Below are 17,417 nucleotides of genomic sequence, written 5' to 3'. Positions count from 1 at the left end.
ATCAGACGTCGAATATAAATTATTTATGTTATTATGCGGCTTTTATTGCCGGACAATATTTAAATATATTGATGATTACAAATTGGAATTGTTAATGCCAAACCTTTTTTACTTATGAATAGAACATCGCTGTACAAATTATCCTTCTTGCTTGTTTTGCTGCTGGTAGCTAGAGGCAAAACATACAGTCAGGATACACTGAAAGTAAAAGTATCATTAGGTGACATGTTGAAGGATTTAAGAGTGGTTGTAGAGCTGTCGTTTGATTATATGGATCGTTATCCGGATAAAGAAGATCAACAGAATATCAGCACTTATGGATACCTGTTGGATCAACAGCCGGATTCAGCCAACTATCAGCAATATTATTCACTGGCGATTTCACTTTGGCAGTTAAGGAAGGATGAGCAGGCAGAAAAGATGTTGCTGCGTATTATTGCATCTGATGGAGCATACTATACTATGCCGCACTACTACGCATCGGACCTGGGTGACAGCAGTGTTAAAACTAAAAGAGGAAAAGACAGGAGAACAAAAATGACTTATGGTTACGGTGGCTATGATTATAGCTATAAAAACAATGCTGCTATCTGTCTGACAAAGATATATCTGGAGAATGGGAATTATAGGAAAGCACTTCTATACCTGGAGGATGCTGTTAATAAATATAAAACCACGTATAGCTGTGGAACAGGGTATAATCGTCAGAAAGAAGAATATACTTTTCTATACGCATCCATTTATGAAGGGTTGGGACAGTATGATAAAGTGATGGAACTACTGTTGCCGGAAAGTGTCGGGAGAGATGACCAGATCATTGTAAGAACAATAAAAAAACTTTACACAAAAGAGCAGATAAACGAAAAATTGCAGGAGGCAGAGAATTCTATTATCTACAAAGTTGATGTAGAGGAGTCTTACACATATATTGGGCCTGACACTTTGCGTTACTATTCAGGAAGCGGTACTTTCCTCTTATTTGACAAGCAGGTACCTTTGCCGAGACCATACATGAATGATGGAGAGCGGGTGACAAAAGAACATTTTTTAAGGAGATTTAAAGGGTCCAGTTTTTATCGCAACCTCGCCCCGGAAGAATAGGGCGCGGTTCATGCAATGTTGATAGCCGCCTAAAAAAGCTACATTTGACCATGCACCCAGCCTTAAAACAATACCTGGCCGCAAGAATAGAACTATCCCCTGCGCATGAAGCGCTGGTGGAGCAATGTTTTGTGGCAAGATCCACGGGAAGGAATGAAACGATCGTACCTGCGGGAACCATTGCGAAATATCTGTTCTTCGTCATCAAAGGTTGTCTGCGCGTTTTCCTGACCAATGAGGAAGGGGGAGAATCCACGCGTTTCCTGATCTTCGAAGGACAAATGGGTACTGCTTTTCCCAGTTTTGTGCAAAAAGAACCCTCCGTAGCGGCTATTCAAAGTCCGGAACCATCTGAGCTGCTCATGCTCAGATATGAAGATCGTGAAATGCTCTTTAATACGATCCCCGGTTGGGAAAGAATGGAACGTCTCGAAGTGGAAAAAGCATACGTCAACGCCATACGAAGGATCGAAGGACTGATAACCACTGATTCCAGGGAACGATACCAGGTACTGCTACGGGATCATCCGGAAATGATCAAACGGCTGCCTTCCCGGATGATCGCAGATTACCTGGGAATAAGCCCGGAGACACTAAGCCGCCTGAAAGCGAAAAAATGACCTCGTATACGTGAGTAGGATCAGTAAACAGGATCCGATCAAACAGCCGATTCCTGGCCAATCGCCGTACCTGGTGTAGAAAGTATCTACGGTATGCAGCGAAACAACACCAACTAAAGCGGCTGATTGCTGGTGCGCACTGCTGGATTCACTGCTCACGCTGCCATAACAGTCATTAATCGTTAAACGCCCGGTCCTGGCAGCCCTGACCTGTGGAAAACCATTTTCAACACTCCTCAGAATGGCCATTCGACAATGTAGCCAGTCATCCACAATAAAATCCCAGGCGGGTACAAATAAAACCCTGGGCGCCCGTTTCCCATATTCACGGATATACGCCTGGAAATCCAGGTCTTTGCAGATGGCAACACCCGCAGGAACGCCGTCCAGCTGAAATATGCCAGGCGTCTTTCCTGGTGTGAATTGTTGCTCAAAACCTGTTACCAGGTGTCTTTTGTTATAGTCGCTAAGTATATGACCTTTATTGTCTACAACAAGCGCCGAATTATACGCAGTGTCACCTTTGAGATTGGTATAGCCGGTGATGAGGTAAATGTTATTCCTGACCGCCGCCTCCTGTATTTTTCGCATCATCCCGCTTTCCGACTGTTTATCGATACTGAGTACACGTTCGGATAACAATACCACATGTACTCCCTGTCTCGCTAAACTATCAATTTGTTGCAGATAGAAGGCTGTCGCCGTACTGTCTTTAGCCGCATCCGGCTGGCCGGAAGTGTTATGCATTCCCTCTGGTATGGCCGCCATCCCTATCTTAACTGTATGAGCCTTATCCGCATGTCCCGGTCGCAGATAACCGAATACCAGTACACCAATGATCAGCGGCAGACAAACAGCCGACAGGTACAAACGCGCGGTTGTGTCTTTCGCATAATACCAGGCAAATGCAATATAGGAGGGGATGAGCGTGATCATAAACGTAATCGCCAGTATCCCCCCAATGGCAGCTACCTGTATGATGGGCAGGAAGTCCATCTGAGAATAGGCAATACTGGCAGCAGTGCCATCAGCAGAGAACCTGAAAAGCAGGTATTCAAATGTCGTAAAGTACAGGGGAAATGCAAAGACTGCATACCAGGCCTTTAATCGCATCGCCGTTGATCTGCTCAGTATGATGATCCCGGCAAAGATCAGTGCTGTGATCAGCAACATGATAACCGCCGGAACCAGTGTGGCCACTCTGATGAGGTATGCCAGCCAGCTTAATCTCCCGATCGCATAGGCTAAAAATGCAGCCAGAAAGGTCTCCTTCCGGTTATGTACAAATGAAAGACTGAGAATGGGTATCGGAGCAATCCATACGAGATACCAGTAATCCCCGGTTAATCCGTTCCCGAGATAAAAACATACTCCTGATAACAGGATGGAGCATAAAACTGCAAATCTGGATGTAAAGAGGGTGGCTGACATATTGATTGCTATCTCTCGTAAAGATAGACTATTAGCAGGGGAGGGAGGCTTGACAAATATCAAGAAATGCCGGATAGTGATTTTGTTATGTTAACGACAAGGAATAGCTGAATGTATGATTCCGGCAGTCCCTCTTGTTATAAAGGAGACTGCCGGAATCATACTGTTCATCTAGAATCCGGGTGCGCCTGTCATAGTCTGCCCTATAGGTGTCTGGAACTTTCCGTTGCCGGCGCCTGCTGCAGCCATTGTAGGATACCTTTTATTTTTATAAAAGCCATTTCCTTCCTGCAGTGTCGCACCTTGTTCGATGTAGATATAATTCTTATCGTAAATGGTAGAGGCGCCTTTCAATGGAGCAATAAGTACATTGCCATATATAAACTGCGCGGCTTTCATACCAGTATAGCCATTGAGGCGGACGTTATTCCCTTTTGTATTGGCAATGGTGTTATAACCGATCCATACGATCGCATTGGCACTTCCTCTCACACTGATGCCATCAGATTCATTGTTCATAAAGAGGTTATTGTATATAAAGTGAGAGGCGCCTTTTTCGCCTGATCCGTAGAACTGACAGAGTTCTCCCCATCCGTCATGCACGTAATTGTTATGGGTTTTGGTATTGGTGCTACGTCCACCGATCAGTATACCACCGTTATGAGAGGAATTATGCTGAGTGGCCCAATGGTAGACTTCATTATCATAGATATCCAACTGGTTGATAGCAGCTGTCTGAATACCATCCAGACCCGTCTCGTACACTTTACAGTCATAGATCTTTACATTATTCCACATGGCAGGTTGTACATATTGGTGTCCGGCGGCTCCTCCGCCAGGAGCACCGTAATAGGGTACATTGGCCGTCAGGTCCCAGTAAGTGGCAGTATGCCCTACATACATGCCTTCGTTCTTTGTATTTTTGATATCAATATCATGGATCAGCAGGTTCTGCATGATCAGATTAGGATGTACCGTACCAGGATCGCCTTTTACAGGATCTGTTTTTGCCACGATACCATTACCGCCGTCCATAATGGAAAGATTACAGAGTTCGATATTATCCGACTTATTGCCAACCTGAAGATCATAATAAGCCTCCCGGGCACCTTGCGTAGAGCCATTGATAATAAAAGATTGTCGGCCGGATTGCCCGCCTAATTTGATATAATGGCAATTCCACAGTACACAGGCAACGGGTAGGCCCCCACCATTCCAGGAGGGATCACCGATACGGACGATAGAATCTTTCAGATTTTGTATGATTATGGGGGCTTTGGCATTCCCATTCAGATTGGATATCAGGACGGCTTTGAATCGTCCTTTCAGGTTCAGAACATCGCCCGGCTGATAACTATTGTTGGCGTTATCTATCACCAGGCGGCCGCTCGCATCCGGGAGCAGTGTAAATTGTCGTCCTGTAGTTGATACTTTGGCGGTAGTGAGGTTGGCCAGTGTTTCGGGAGACTCCATCAGGGTCTCTTCTTTCCGGCAACTGGATGCACAGAATAGGAGGGTCACTACAATCATTGATTGTACAGCAAAGGTGATCGGTTTCATCAGTTTCGTTTTAGGGTATGGTTAAAATATAGCGCATGTACGCTCACACGTACGATGGCACATCTCTTAATAAGAAATAAGGTTTGAGTCGAATAAAATGTTTAAAATTCACAAACAATCTAACAATAAGGATCGGTCTGTTTACAATGCTGGTCATTTTGTCCTGAAGATGCGATACAAAATAGATGCCATTCCTGTCTGCCATACACATAATTCAGGCCGGCTATTCCCAAAGAAATATATCTTTGCGGCCATTGAGCATTATAACAAATTCTAAACAGAGCCAATCATGAGGAAATTATTACTGCTGCTGCTTGCACTGGCGCCTTTTACTATCCTGTCGGCACAAAGCAAACGTGCGATTAAACACAATCAGTCTTTATCCGTGTCTTATCTGGCCATTAAAGATGGACTGGTCTCCAATGATTCTATCGCGGTAAAAAAAGCAGCTGTCGCAATGACGGCCGCATTGGAAAATTTTAAACCTGCAGGCATGCCGACTGACTCTCAGCAGGTATTTAACGAAACGAAGGCAAGATTAATGGCTGATGTGACCAGCATGGCAGGTACACAGAACGTGAACAAACAAAGAAAATATTTTGCTACATTCTCTGAGACTTTCTGGCAACTGACCGGTATCATTCCGATGTATAAGTCAACATTGTACTATCAGCAATGTCCGATGACAGGCGTTACCTGGGTAAGCAATAAAGAGGAGATCAAAAATCCTTATTACCCGAAGAATATGCTGAGCTGCGGAAAGGTGATCGCTGAGCATAATACTTCGCTGTAAATAACAGCAGGTGAATGTAAGCAGCTGAAAGCATGTCCGCAGGAAGGAAACCTGCGGACATGCTTTTTTTATGTCCGGACAGCGCCGGTTTATTTGTTAACCGGACAAGACATTATGATTATGTTAGCATTATTAATAAAAAAGGATACTTATCTTTATAGGGATGATACGGACAATCCTTTTTACTGCAATTTTGCTGTCAGCTGTAGGCGTAAAGGCACAGGTGTCTTCGTCCGCCAGCGCGCAGGATAGTACACAATCTTTCTTCAGACGCCCTTTACATCAGGCGGACACCAGTCTTCAGAAGAAATGGTATGTGACAAAATATGCAGGTCTTTCCACAGGATTTATCGGTTTTAAGGGAGGTGGAGGATCATTTCTGTCCGCACCGCTGGCATTACAGCTGAACCGCCCTTTAACCAATAACATAACCGCTTTCGCGAACGTATCAGCAGCACCTTATCTATTCAGTTTCAACGGTGTTACTCAGCAAACCGGTCTTTCCAAGAATAATAACTTTATGCAGGTCAGGAAGTTAGGTGCCAGCGCGGCTGCCTCAATAGGTGTCATGTACACCAATGACCAGAAGACATTCTCCATTTCCGGAAGTATTGGCGTCAGCAGAGGCAGCTATAATGGTTATTCGCCTTTCTACGCACCCGCTACTTTCCCGGTAATGACAAATGGCCTGCAATAGCCACACTCATCACCACTTCTCCCGGGTCATATGACCCTGTAAGTTAATTTTTATAGCACTAAGTCTGCAGGAACCAATGTTACCTATAGCCCTTCCATGCCGAATATGGTTTGATTTTCAGTAAATTACTACAGTAAAACGAATCTATTCATCTTCAAAGGCTCAGTTATGAAAGGTAGACTCTTAAAGCAGGACAAATGGCCTGTATTGAAATTTGATGACCTGAAAGGTACATTGGGGGCTGTGCATCTGTGGACACAGATCGTAGGGAAGATCCGTCTCCGGAAGATGCCCTGGCTAAATCATTCCTGGCATGTCACCCTGTATGTTACAGCCAATGGATTGAGCTCAGGAAGCATGCCTTACGAACATGGGATCTTCCAGATGGATTTCGATTTTCATCAGCACCAGCTTGTTATTACGGCAAGCACAGGAGGAAGGGAAACGGTTAGTCTGGCGCCGGGAACGGTAGCGGACTTTTATAAAGCCGTCATTACAAAATTAAGGGCCCTGGGTATCCACGCCGCTATATATACAACCCCAAGTGAACTGGAAGGTGCTATTCCTTTTGAGGAAGATCATGCACAGCGCCCCTATGATAAACAACAAATGGAGAATTACTGGCAGGCGCTGGTAAGGGTGCATAATGTACTGACCCGTTTCAGATCAGGATTTACAGGCAAAAACAGCCCTGTTCATTTCTTCTGGGGTGCTTTTGATCTGGCCGTTACAAGATTCTCCGGCAAAGATGCTCCTTTGCACCAGGGAGCAGCGCCTAATATGCCGGCAGCGGTCATGCAGGAATCTTATTCAAAAGAAGTAAGCTCCTGCGGATTCTGGCCAGGCAGTGAACAATATCCACACGTAGCATTCTATTCTTATTGTTATCCGGGTAATGAGGCTTTTGGTCAGCAGCCAGTTCAGCCAGAAGCTGCTTTCTATAGTAAAGAAATGGGAGAGTACCTGCTACACTACGAGGCAGTACAGCAGGCAGATAACCCGGAAGAAACATTACTCGCTTTTCTGCAATCCACTTACGAAGCATGCGCTAACACAGCTCACTGGGATCGCAAATCACTGGAATGTGATCTGTCCCATCTGGAAAATGAATATGGATGTTATAAACAGATCTGATTATTTATAACCCGGATTGTAACTTTTGTTTTCATGCCACGTTTAACAGGTAATAATTCCCAGTGCCTGTAATGACTGGTCGCTGTAGCCCGGGGACAATAAATACCTATTTGTTTATTCATCTTAAAGACACTGCCATGAAGCTGTCAAAATCTCTTATCAGTGCGATTCTGATCGGTATCGCTATTCAGACAACGCTCGTTTCCTGTGGGAAAGACGAACAGCCAAAACCACAGGAAAAACCCAAACAAACCCAGGCGCTGGACGGCTGTCCTGCTTGTGGTATGGGTTGATAACTAATCAGACATTTACGCTGTAATTTCAAAAAGGTGCCAAAAGTTTTATCGGCTGTTGCCTGTAATCTGGATGCAAACATTCTCGCTGCATGTTTGCCGTTAATGGAAGAATCAAGAATAGAAGCCATAGAGTGGTCTTTCGATGCATTATATAAGGTAAAAGAAGTACCTGCCTGGTTTCAGGAGCTACTGACCGCCTTTAGTGATGAAAACCGTTTGATCGGTCATGGTGTTTTCTTTTCTCTCTTTTCGGGGAAGTGGTTGCCTGAACAGGAGAATTGGTTGAAACACTTATCACAGACCGCTAATGCCTTTCAGTTTGATCATATCACGGAACATTTCGGATTCATGACCGGTAAGGATTTCCATCATGGTGCTCCGCTGAATATTCCATACACTGCCACTACACTCAATATTGGCAGAGACAGACTGAAACGTATATACGAGGCTTGTAAAAGACCTGTTGGCCTGGAAAATCTGGCATTCTCCTATTCACTGGATGAAGTAAAACGACATGGCGCCTTTTTGGAACAGCTACTGGAACCAGTCAATGGTTTTATTATTCTCGATCTGCACAACCTGTACTGTCAGCTGCGGAATTTTGATGTCACATTCGAAGAAATGATCGCCCTGTATCCATTGGATAGGGTGAGAGAAATACACATCTCCGGTGGTAGCTGGGAAGATTCTGTAGCCACCCCTTCCCGCACCATAAGAAGAGATACACATGATGACGCTGTTCCTGCTGAGGTTTTTCAGCTACTCGAAATGACCATCCCAAGATGCCCGCAGCTGAAATATGTGGTGATGGAACAATTGGGTAACGGACTGGAAACCGCGGAAAGCAAACAATACTTTTATAATGACTTCCTCCGCATGCAGGAGATCATACAGCAACATAGTGATCAGACAGCGTCCCCTGTAACAGATCATTTTCTGCCCTTATTGTCCTTCTCTACAGATACCATTGTTGAAGATATGACGCTGTATCAGCAACAGCTGGAGCTGTCGGCTATCTTCGAATCTGCTGCTTCTTATGACGAGGCCATACAGGCCCTTTCAGCTTCTTCCCTCGCAAATTCAGACTGGCGGATAGAACAATGGGAACCACATATGATTGAAACCGCTATTAAGATATCGCAGAAGTGGATGAAGTAAGAATGGGAAAGTGACAATAGTTGGGGGGGATGAGAAATTTAATGAGTAACTCCATTACTTCGCTTAAATTGAGTACTCATTAAACTCAAAAAACCGTCAAACCAATGAAGACGACAACCACAACAGGCCCCTCAAACACTAACGTAAACGGACAGCCTCCTTTCATTTTAGCCAGCTGCTTCACAGCTATGTAAAGCACGGCTTAAAGCGTTACCTGAAATAATAAACGGCCACTTGTCTGTGTGAGCGTATATTGACGGTCCTCAATTACCGGATCAGTTACAACGATATAATATGGCTTACACGGATTGTCTGCTTTTACTTCCTTGTTGGTGTGAGCTATCGTAATAGTGCCTATAGTAGGAATGTTTACCTTATACCTGAATACGCCCTTTTTTGTTTCAGTAACGAGAAATACCAATGATCCATACCGGGGCGACCCCGCATCTTTTATAACCCCAAATTGAACAGCCTCGTTACTTTCACCCTCCTGCGTAACTGTGATGGCTGATTCATTGATATCTCCGGACAAAAGCACATTCTCCCCGGTTTGTCCATCTATCAGTACCAGGTTGACCTGTGTAGGCGCTCTTTCACCTATCAGGTCTTTGCAGGGATCATGCTGTTGTGTTTTTTTGCATCCACCGCTGATACTCACAATAGCCAGTAATATCAGTGGCAGATAATAAAATCGCTTAGTAAGGCTATAGGTTAGTCGTGTCTTTTTCATAAGGGATTTATTTTTAAAAGGGTAAGTTAACAATCATCTATCGGTGCCATGCTTTATTGAACTTTTCAGTTTCTTCTGTTGAAGCGTTTGCAATGGCAACTACTTCTCCTGTGCCATTATTAGATACGAAAAACTTTAAAGGGCTGAACTGTCTGGCGCTTTCCTGTATAGCCTCAAAATACAGGTCACCGTTTTTTATACGCCGGTCAAACCTGAAGAAAGAGGCATATTGTCCGAGTGCAAGCCGGTATACTGTTCCGGTGTCCAGTGCTATGCTATTGGCTGCTGTCACAAGCGGATAAGCGTAATTGGTAACAGCCGTATCCGCTTCGGGTAACCTGGATGCAGTCGCAGTACTTTGTTTTTTGCAGGCAACAACAAGTGGTAATAACAGGTAGTAAAGGAAATGCGTCTTCATACATGAATATACTCAAATTATTTTTAAAGAAGAAGTGAAATCCAGGCATTTCGTTTGGTGCAAATAAAGATGATATAATGCATACTATGTCTATATTTGACGATAAGTACAAGGCAGCAACAGGGAATAGTGAACTACCAGCAACGTACGCAAATAGTAGAAAGATGGTGAATCAGGAGAGACAATCAGCAGCAACATACAAATTTGAACCAGTGAAGGGCCATCCGATGTTACATTGGAAGGGCAGGCGCCCTTTTGATAGTACGCAGTATTATCCAGCCCGATTGAAGGATAGTTACGGAAAACAGGTGCGGGGATGGATGAATAAGATCTTCTGGGGAGATAATTTACAGGTCATGGGGCATCTCCTGAAAGACTATAAAGGACAAATTGACTTTATTTATATCGATCCGCCTTATGACAGCAAAGCCGATTACAGAAAGAAGATAAAATTGAGAGGTAGGGAAGTAGTCAATAATGCAATATCATTTGAGGAAAAACAGTATTCTGATATATGGTCTAACGATGAGTATCTGCAATTTATGTATGAGCGGCTGATACTGATCAGAGAACTGCTGTCTGAAAAAGGGTCTATTATTTTACAATGTGACTGGCATAAAGTACATCATCTGCGATGTATTATGGATGAGATTTTCGGACCCGGCAATTGCATCAATGAAATAATCTGGCATTATAAAACCTTTCAGGGACAAACAAGGAAGTATTTCGCCAGAAAACATGATAACCTGTTGTTTTATAAAAAAGGAGAGGACTTCATTTATAATAAATTGTATGATACGTCACTGGAAAATACCATTGATGCTGTCAGATGGTCGGACTATATTGATGAAAATGGTAAGATCTATGGCAATAAAATGCCCCTTCAGGATAGCCGTTTCATCAGATACCTGAATAAATGGAAGCGCGAACACAAAAGAGAACCGGCTGCAGATGATGTTATTTATGAAGTAAAAGGTCAGCCACTTGATTCTGTCTGGCATATGAAAGGTTTAGATCCCAAATCAGAGGAAAAACTGGGCTATCCTACACAGAAACCGGTAGATTTAATAGAAAGGATCATACTGACAACAACAAATCCCGGATCGATTGTTTTTGATTGTTTCATGGGCTCCGGGACTGTACAGGCAGTTGCCATGAAAACAGGAAGGAAGTTTATCGGCGCAGACATCAACTTAGGCGCAGTACAAACAACCACTAAGCGTTTGCTGCATATCGCTGCAGAGCTGAAAGAAAAAGGAGTAAGAGAAACAAGATACACCGGGTTTCAGATATATAATGTCAATCATTATGACGTCTTTCGGAATCCGCTGGAGGCGAGAGAAATCATCTTAAAGGCCCTGGAGATAAAACCCTTTCCCAATAATAATGTCTATGATGGTGAGAAGGATGGCAGAATGGTCAGGATCATGCCCATTAACAGCATAGCGACCAACGCCGACCTGAATGAATTAATAGCAAATTTTGACTACAAAACATTTGAGAAACTAAAAAGCAAACACCCCGCAAAACCTGTCTTGCGTCTCCTGTTGATCTGTATGGGACATGAGCCCGGTCTGGCGGCATATTTACAAAGCGCGGTTCCCTATAAACTCGACATTGAAGTGATAGATATTTTAAAAGATAAAACGACGCTTGAATTGAAACGGGATGCTGAAGCCGCGATATCCATAGAAAGTGGGAAGCTCTTTATACATGCATTTTACCCGATAAATCTTTTACAGAAACTATCCCTTCAGAAAGAAAATGTGGATAACTGGAAAGAGCTGGTGGATAGTGTTATGATAGATTATAACTACGATGGAACCGTATTCAAGCCTAAAGTAATTGACATCCCCGAACGCAACCATCTGGTAGAGGGTGTATATCGTATGCCTGCAAAAGCGGGTACCATACACATCAAGATCACCGATCTCTTATCTGAGGTATTTGAACAGACTGTCAGAAATGGCTGATCGGTTTTTTCCGCATTAGATAAATTCTTTTCCCATTTTGATTATTTATTGGCGTTCATCGTGATAACCTTTGCAGTCAAATAATCCATGATGACAATACCTCTAAACAAATACCTGCTATTTGTACTGGCAATGCTATGCTCATTTCTTCACGTAAACGCCGCTGATGCGCCGAAAGGAAGCATTAAAGGCAAGGTCCTCACCAGTGATGGCAATGCTGCTCCATCTGTAACAGTCGTACTGCAGGAAACAAAGAAAAATGCCATTACCAATGAGAGTGGTGAATTTATATTGCGCGATGTGCCAGCCGGTACTTATGAGTTAGTCGTGTCGCTGATCGGCTTTACGACGCTTAAACAGTCCGTTACAGTGGAAGCCGACAAACAGATCGATGTTACTTTCCAGCTGGCAGTTTCGGATAAACAATTGCAGGAAGTGGAGATCACCGCCAACTCTAATAAGTTTTCAAAGAAGGAAACTTATAATGTTTCCCGTTTACCTATCAGCAATCTCGAAAATCCGCAGGTATACAGTGTTATCTCCAAAGAATTAATGGGAGAACAGATTGTAACAGACTACCGTGATGCGGTTAAAAACGCAGCAGGTGTCAATACGCTGGAACAGGTGTCCAATGGACGTAGTTCTACTATCATCCGTGGATTCCGTACCGCTAACTTCCTGCGCAACGGATTGGTGGCTAACCAGCTGACGACCATCGACGTATCCAATGTAGAACGTATTGAGGTGATTAAAGGGCCTTCTGGTACCTTATTTGGCTCAGGTGCGGTGTCCTACGGCGGTGTGGTGAACAGGGTCACAAAACGGCCTTTTGATGTCTTTAAGACAGAAGTGACCTATACCGGTGGCAGCTATAGCCTCAGCAGATTGAGCGTTGACATGAACGCACCGCTGGATAAAGACAAGAAGACCTTACTGCGTGTAAATGCAGCCCGCCATTCACAGGAAGGTTTCCAGGAAAATGGGTTCTCACGTAATTACTTTTTCGCACCGACCCTGTCTTATCAGGTGAACGATAAAATGTCTTTTCTTATAGATGCAGAAGTATACCGCAACTTTGGCACCAGCATAGGTATGGGTGTTACGCCTAATCCGGCTGCGCTGCCAAAGCAAAAAAGCATGAAAGACCTGCTACCATACTATTTCCGCACCTTTAGCAGTGATGATCTTACATCTACTTTCCCTGGTTATAATTTCTACGGCGCAATGAATTATAAATTCAACAGCAAATGGAGTTCTTCCACCTCGTTCAACTATGGTGGTATAGATGCGAAGAATCAGCTGCAATTCACACCCACGATGCTGAATGATACGCTGATGAGCAGGCAGGTGCAGAAGTATAACCATCATTATTATGCTGTACAGGTAATGCAGAACATCAATGGTGAATTTAACATAGGACGTTTCAGGAATCGTATGGTAATTGGGGTCGATTACCTCGCAGACGTTACCAAACCTACCTATATTCAACGCTTCCTATATGATTCAGTGAACTATACCAGGCCTTCAACCCCATTCATTACGATAGAAAAAGTAAACCAGCGCCTGTCCCAGCTGCCGCTGACATCTGCTACTACCAGCAAAACACTGCGTTATGGCGCTTATGCTTCCGATGTGGTAAATGTCACAGAGCAGTTGCTGGTAATGTTAAGCTTACGTCTGGACAGGATTGAATCAAAAGGGAGTACTAACCTGCTGACAGGTGTTACCACCGGGGCATACGACAAAACAGCCCTTTCTCCCAAACTGGGTATCGTATACCAGGTGATCAAAGACCAGCTGTCTGTGTTTGGTAATTACCTGAATGGGTTTAACTATTCGTCCACGCTTGATATTAACGGTAATGTATTCAAACCGGAGATGGCCAACCAGCTGGAAGGTGGTGTGAAACTCGAAATGCTGAACAAAAGGATCACGGCTACTGCCACTTATTATGATATTGAAGTGTCTGACAAACTGCGCACTGATCCCAATGATAACCGCTACATGGTACAGGATGGTACACAGCGTAGCAAAGGTTTTGAAGCGGAACTCATTGCGAATCCGCTGGATGGGTTGAACATCGTGGCAGGTTACGGTTATAATGACAGCAAATACACAAAGGCGGATAAAACGATTGAAGGTAAAACACCTGCACGTGCACCTAAAAGTATGATCAATGCCTGGATCAGTTATCGGGTGACTAACGGTGCTGTAAGAGGGCTCGGATTAGGTTTTGGCGGTAACTATAACAGCGAGAGCTATTATAACGACCAGAATACCTTTACCAATCCAGCGTTTACAGTATTAAATACAAGTGTCTTCTATGATCAACCCCGTTACAGACTGGGTATCAAGGTAGATAACCTGGGCGATGCGCGTTATTGGGGGCCTTATGGTAATCCTCAGCCACCGCGGTCTTTTGCAGGTAGCGTGACTTTAAAATTCTGATTTTATACAAAAGAAAACGCCGGAGATCATCTCCGGCGTTTTCTTTTATATCCTTGTTATGCGGCTGTATTACCTATGTGGTAATAAGGCTTACATGTTGATCGGTTATTGATAATAACAGATATAGGCTACATCGGTATCACATAATACATCAAATGAACTATTAGCTGGCACGTCAAAACTATCTCCCTGCTTATGCTTGATCCATTCACCACCGCTGATCTTTGTACTCATGTCGCCTGAAATAACGACCATAGTCTCAGGTGAGCTGGTATTGAATACATAAGTTCCCTTTTTCATCACGCCAACGGTTGCAGGGCCTTTGTCTGTTTCGATACCAAGACTCTGAACCTTTCCATCAAAGTATACGTTATGCGGAACTTTATCGGTGGTGTTTGAACTACTCATAATGTTAATTTATTGAATGTTTTGTTTTCTGATGCCCCTAAATTAATTTATTCCCTGACAAAATTATAGCCTCTTTTTGCACTGATGCATCTCTCTTATAGGCCAACAAGCATCCTGTGCAGGATGCTTGTTGTGTAGCTTATTTATTCTTTAACGATCTTCCTGATGGTCTTTTTACCGTCAGTGAGAATCTGCATGATATAGATACCTGCCGGCAATTTACTTATATCCATGTTGTAAGTAGTGGCAGCAGTTGTTTCGGTGAGATATACTTTGCCGCTCATGTCATAGAGACTGATCTGGCTCTTTTGCTGATGACTTGCTGGGATAGCTACCAAGATGTTGTCATGCGCAGGCACAGGGAATACAGATATCAGTGGTTTGCTAACCGGCTTGTCTGTAGCCATTGCTGTGGTTCTTGCTGTAGCCAGACTTCCATAAACCTGGAACTCGTAAACAGAGTATCCATATTCGGAACCACGCGCAGTGCCATACATACGTACATATCTTGCGGTAGCAGATAATCCGGTATGATCATTTGTCAGAGAGTTGTTTCCCTGGATGTTCTTTACCGTTGTCCAGTTAACATTATCAGAAGATACCTGCAACAGATAATCTTTTGCATACGCTGCTTCCCATATGATCTTCACCTGAGAAAGACGATAGCTGTTGCCCAGGTCAACGGTAATCCACTGAGGATCCGTGTACATCGTAGCTGACCAGCGTGTAGCCGCATTGCCATCTACTGCATAGTTGCCCTCAAGACCTGGTTCTTCTACAGAAGATACAAACACAGACTTGTTCAACGCAATGTTGGCACCCGTTACAGGTGCACCGTATACTTCCAGTTCATAGATAGAATAGCCATAGGTGGTACCGCGTACAGTGCCATAAATACGCACATAACGGCCGGTACCAGTCAGATTCGCGTAATCATTGGTGAGCGATGTATTGTTCTGCACATTCTGCAGGGTCGTCCAGTTACTGTTGTCTGAAGATACCTGTACCAGGAAATTCTTACCATAAGCCGCTTCCCAGTTGATTTTGATGCGGTTAATGCTGTAAGTATTGCCGAGATCAACGGTGATCCATTGTGGGTCTGTACCCATGGCGCTCGCCCAACGGGTGGACAGATTACCATCTACCGCAAAATTACCGGTAAGTGTAGATTCTTCTGTGGAGGAAACGGTGACTGTTTTACCGGTAGCAAGATTCGTGTTACCACTACCGCCAAAATCATCCGCAGTCCTCATATTATTTCTGATAAACTGACCTGATTCTTTCAGTCTGTTTGGTGACCAGCTATTACTGCCACATGTGCCGCTGGTCCATACAGCACCGCTTAACGGGTTATCGCTGTAGTTCCAGTTAGTCCAGCTGATCTTCTTATTGCGCATGAGGTCTATATATCTTTGTCCCATTGCAAAATCATTAGGGCCATCGCCGGAAGCTTCCTGTGTACCAAATTCTGTCACGAACACAGGCAGACGGTCAGCTGCCCATTCGAGATGGTTGAGATAATAATCCTGGTGACTCTTCGCATAGAAGTGGAAGCTGTACATGATATTGGAGGCGTTCACAGGATTGTTCAGGATCTCCTGTGCAGTGCTGCCCTCAGAAAGACCGAAGGAAGACCAGGCTCTTGTACCCACGCAGATTACTGCGTCATTATCAATGGCCCTGATCACAGGTATCACCTGCTCTGCATAACTTTTAATGCCAGCCCAGCTTACACCATTAGGCTCATTGCAGATTTCATACAGGACATTGTTATTGTTCTTGTATGTGTTCGCAATATCAGTAAAGAAAGTAATTGCCCTGCTGGTGTTATAATTTGGATCACCAGGTGTAAGCATGTGGAAATCGATCAAAGCATATAAGCCACGGGCAGTAGCTTTATCTACAAATCGCTTGACCACTGCAGTGTAGTAGGCAGGGTTGGTTTCATAACCACCCTCCTGAATGTACATGGACACACGCAGGATATCAGCTCCCCAGTCGCGGGTAAGTGTATCAATCGACGCATCCGTAATACAGCCTTCATACCATTGAATGCCATGAGTGCTCATCCCTCTCAGCTGAATGGGATAACCGTTCTGGTTAGTGAGTTTGTTGCCGACAACTTTAAGCTGGCCGTTGATGGATACAGGCGATTGTGAGTAGCCATACAGTGCTAATAGCAGGTTTAATAATAGGATAAGTGGTTTTTTCATGTTTCTATATTTGGTTATTCTAAGAGACTATAGGTTGACGATATGGGGCTATGGTTATATTTTGTAAATATATAATGTAAAATGCGGTATGACTTTACTTATTTTAACCGTTTGCAGTAAAAGAGTATATATTAATGAGTATAGTCTTTTTGCCGGATACAGAGAAGCTTCTATACCTGGATACCTTTATTGTTGACAGGCATGCATATAGGTTTTTCGAGAAATGATTAAAAGCGGCAATGTGTCAACAAACTTTATAGAGAACGAGCATAAAATTACTATTGTATCATTTTCTGTTTTTTTCAGACAGCAGTAAACAATCAGGAATAAATGGTTGTTTACAATCTGGATTCCAATGAATTGACAAACCCTTAAAATACCGGCACCTTATTCATGATACCCGATACAGTTTCCACGACAAACAACCTCTGAATAAC

General features: G+C 43.7%; 15 protein-coding genes. 9 read left to right on the top strand and 6 right to left on the bottom strand.

What is annotated here, in order from left to right; translation table 11 throughout:
• The first annotated feature begins 114 nt into the window (after positions 1 to 114).
• Entirely contained in the window at positions 115 to 1,101 is a 987-nt protein-coding gene (locus BMZ72_RS09885; protein ID WP_089807767.1) for a tetratricopeptide repeat protein, read from the top strand.
• 50 nt (positions 1,102 to 1,151) lie between these two features.
• Complete coding sequence (locus BMZ72_RS09880) at positions 1,152 to 1,721, top strand: Crp/Fnr family transcriptional regulator (protein ID WP_089807765.1); 570 nt, start codon at positions 1,152 to 1,154, stop codon at positions 1,719 to 1,721.
• On the opposite strand, the gene BMZ72_RS09875 is transcribed toward BMZ72_RS09880, so the two are convergent.
• Together BMZ72_RS09875 and BMZ72_RS09870 are read right to left on the bottom strand one after the other, a co-directional pair.
• Entirely contained in the window at positions 1,695 to 3,152 is a 1,458-nt protein-coding gene (locus BMZ72_RS09875; protein WP_089807763.1) for an apolipoprotein N-acyltransferase, read from the bottom strand. The two genes, BMZ72_RS09880 and BMZ72_RS09875, sit on opposite strands and share 27 nt — an antisense overlap.
• 171 nt (positions 3,153 to 3,323) lie before the next feature.
• Complete coding sequence (locus BMZ72_RS09870) at positions 3,324 to 4,712, bottom strand: right-handed parallel beta-helix repeat-containing protein (RefSeq protein ID WP_089807761.1); 1,389 nt, start codon at positions 4,710 to 4,712, stop codon at positions 3,324 to 3,326.
• 289 nt (positions 4,713 to 5,001) lie between these two features.
• Between BMZ72_RS09870 and BMZ72_RS09865 the strand changes: the two genes are divergently transcribed.
• The 5 genes from BMZ72_RS09865 to BMZ72_RS09850 all read left to right on the top strand — a co-directional run bounded on the left by BMZ72_RS09865 (position 5,002) and on the right by BMZ72_RS09850 (position 8,790).
• Entirely contained in the window at positions 5,002 to 5,505 is a 504-nt protein-coding gene (locus BMZ72_RS09865; RefSeq protein WP_089807758.1) for a DUF3347 domain-containing protein, read from the top strand.
• A 163-nt stretch (positions 5,506 to 5,668) separates the two neighbouring features.
• Positions 5,669 to 6,202, top strand: coding sequence for a hypothetical protein (locus tag BMZ72_RS09860; protein WP_089807756.1), 534 nt, complete (start codon positions 5,669 to 5,671; stop codon positions 6,200 to 6,202).
• Positions 6,203 to 6,370: 168 nt separating this feature from the next.
• Entirely contained in the window at positions 6,371 to 7,336 is a 966-nt protein-coding gene (locus tag BMZ72_RS09855; RefSeq protein WP_089807754.1) for a DUF5996 family protein, read from the top strand.
• Positions 7,337 to 7,473: 137 nt separating this feature from the next.
• Positions 7,474 to 7,629 carry a chryseobasin-related MNIO class RiPP peptide gene (locus BMZ72_RS36520; protein WP_177222741.1) on the top strand — a complete coding sequence of 52 codons (156 nt, stop codon included), beginning with the start codon at positions 7,474 to 7,476 and terminating at the stop codon, positions 7,627 to 7,629.
• A 36-nt stretch (positions 7,630 to 7,665) separates the two neighbouring features.
• Complete coding sequence (locus BMZ72_RS09850; protein ID WP_255373162.1) at positions 7,666 to 8,790, top strand: multinuclear nonheme iron-dependent oxidase; 1,125 nt, start codon at positions 7,666 to 7,668, stop codon at positions 8,788 to 8,790.
• 202 nt (positions 8,791 to 8,992) lie between these two features.
• On the opposite strand, the gene BMZ72_RS09845 is transcribed toward BMZ72_RS09850, so the two are convergent.
• Together BMZ72_RS09845 and BMZ72_RS09840 are read right to left on the bottom strand one after the other, a co-directional pair.
• Positions 8,993 to 9,520, bottom strand: coding sequence for a hypothetical protein (locus BMZ72_RS09845; RefSeq protein ID WP_089807750.1), 528 nt, complete (start codon positions 9,518 to 9,520; stop codon positions 8,993 to 8,995).
• Between the two features lie 37 nt (positions 9,521 to 9,557).
• A complete protein-coding gene (locus tag BMZ72_RS09840; RefSeq protein ID WP_089807748.1) occupies positions 9,558 to 9,938 on the bottom strand; it encodes a hypothetical protein in 381 nt (126 codons plus the stop codon).
• 86 nt (positions 9,939 to 10,024) lie between these two features.
• Between BMZ72_RS09840 and BMZ72_RS09835 the strand changes: the two genes are divergently transcribed.
• Together BMZ72_RS09835 and BMZ72_RS09830 are read left to right on the top strand one after the other, a co-directional pair.
• Complete coding sequence (locus BMZ72_RS09835) at positions 10,025 to 11,911, top strand: site-specific DNA-methyltransferase (RefSeq protein ID WP_255373161.1); 1,887 nt, start codon at positions 10,025 to 10,027, stop codon at positions 11,909 to 11,911.
• 90 nt (positions 11,912 to 12,001) lie between these two features.
• Positions 12,002 to 14,359 carry a TonB-dependent receptor gene (locus BMZ72_RS09830; protein ID WP_177222740.1) on the top strand — a complete coding sequence of 786 codons (2,358 nt, stop codon included), beginning with the start codon at positions 12,002 to 12,004 and terminating at the stop codon, positions 14,357 to 14,359.
• Between the two features lie 105 nt (positions 14,360 to 14,464).
• On the opposite strand, the gene BMZ72_RS09825 is transcribed toward BMZ72_RS09830, so the two are convergent.
• Both BMZ72_RS09825 and BMZ72_RS09820 read right to left on the bottom strand, forming a co-directional pair.
• Positions 14,465 to 14,767 (bottom strand): pyrimidine/purine nucleoside phosphorylase, encoded by a 303-nt coding sequence (locus tag BMZ72_RS09825; protein WP_089807742.1) that lies wholly within the window; start codon positions 14,765 to 14,767, stop codon positions 14,465 to 14,467.
• A gap of 143 nt (positions 14,768 to 14,910) precedes the next feature.
• Complete coding sequence (locus BMZ72_RS09820) at positions 14,911 to 16,980, bottom strand: cellulase family glycosylhydrolase (protein WP_089807740.1); 2,070 nt, start codon at positions 16,978 to 16,980, stop codon at positions 14,911 to 14,913.
• Positions 16,981 to 17,417 lie beyond the last annotated feature (437 nt).

It is taken from the genome of Chitinophaga sp. YR627 (assembly GCF_900114995.1).
GTDB lineage: Bacteria > Bacteroidota > Bacteroidia > Chitinophagales > Chitinophagaceae > Chitinophaga.
This window is presented reverse-complemented; position numbering and strand designations above follow the sequence as displayed.

Coding starts and splice junctions, on each gene's coding strand:
- BMZ72_RS09885 (WP_089807767.1), top strand. CDS start 115: ATGAATAGAACATCGCTGTACAAATTATCCTTCTTGCTTGTTTTGCTG.
- BMZ72_RS09880 (WP_089807765.1), top strand. CDS start 1,152: ATGCACCCAGCCTTAAAACAATACCTGGCCGCAAGAATAGAACTATCC.
- BMZ72_RS09875 (WP_089807763.1), bottom strand. CDS start 3,152: ATGTCAGCCACCCTCTTTACATCCAGATTTGCAGTTTTATGCTCCATC.
- BMZ72_RS09870 (WP_089807761.1), bottom strand. CDS start 4,712: ATGAAACCGATCACCTTTGCTGTACAATCAATGATTGTAGTGACCCTC.
- BMZ72_RS09865 (WP_089807758.1), top strand. CDS start 5,002: ATGAGGAAATTATTACTGCTGCTGCTTGCACTGGCGCCTTTTACTATC.
- BMZ72_RS09860 (WP_089807756.1), top strand. CDS start 5,669: ATGATACGGACAATCCTTTTTACTGCAATTTTGCTGTCAGCTGTAGGC.
- BMZ72_RS09855 (WP_089807754.1), top strand. CDS start 6,371: ATGAAAGGTAGACTCTTAAAGCAGGACAAATGGCCTGTATTGAAATTT.
- BMZ72_RS36520 (WP_177222741.1), top strand. CDS start 7,474: ATGAAGCTGTCAAAATCTCTTATCAGTGCGATTCTGATCGGTATCGCT.
- BMZ72_RS09845 (WP_089807750.1), bottom strand. CDS start 9,520: ATGAAAAAGACACGACTAACCTATAGCCTTACTAAGCGATTTTATTAT.
- BMZ72_RS09840 (WP_089807748.1), bottom strand. CDS start 9,938: ATGAAGACGCATTTCCTTTACTACCTGTTATTACCACTTGTTGTTGCC.
- BMZ72_RS09835 (WP_255373161.1), top strand. CDS start 10,025: ATGTCTATATTTGACGATAAGTACAAGGCAGCAACAGGGAATAGTGAA.
- BMZ72_RS09830 (WP_177222740.1), top strand. CDS start 12,002: ATGACAATACCTCTAAACAAATACCTGCTATTTGTACTGGCAATGCTA.
- BMZ72_RS09825 (WP_089807742.1), bottom strand. CDS start 14,767: ATGAGTAGTTCAAACACCACCGATAAAGTTCCGCATAACGTATACTTT.
- BMZ72_RS09820 (WP_089807740.1), bottom strand. CDS start 16,980: ATGAAAAAACCACTTATCCTATTATTAAACCTGCTATTAGCACTGTAT.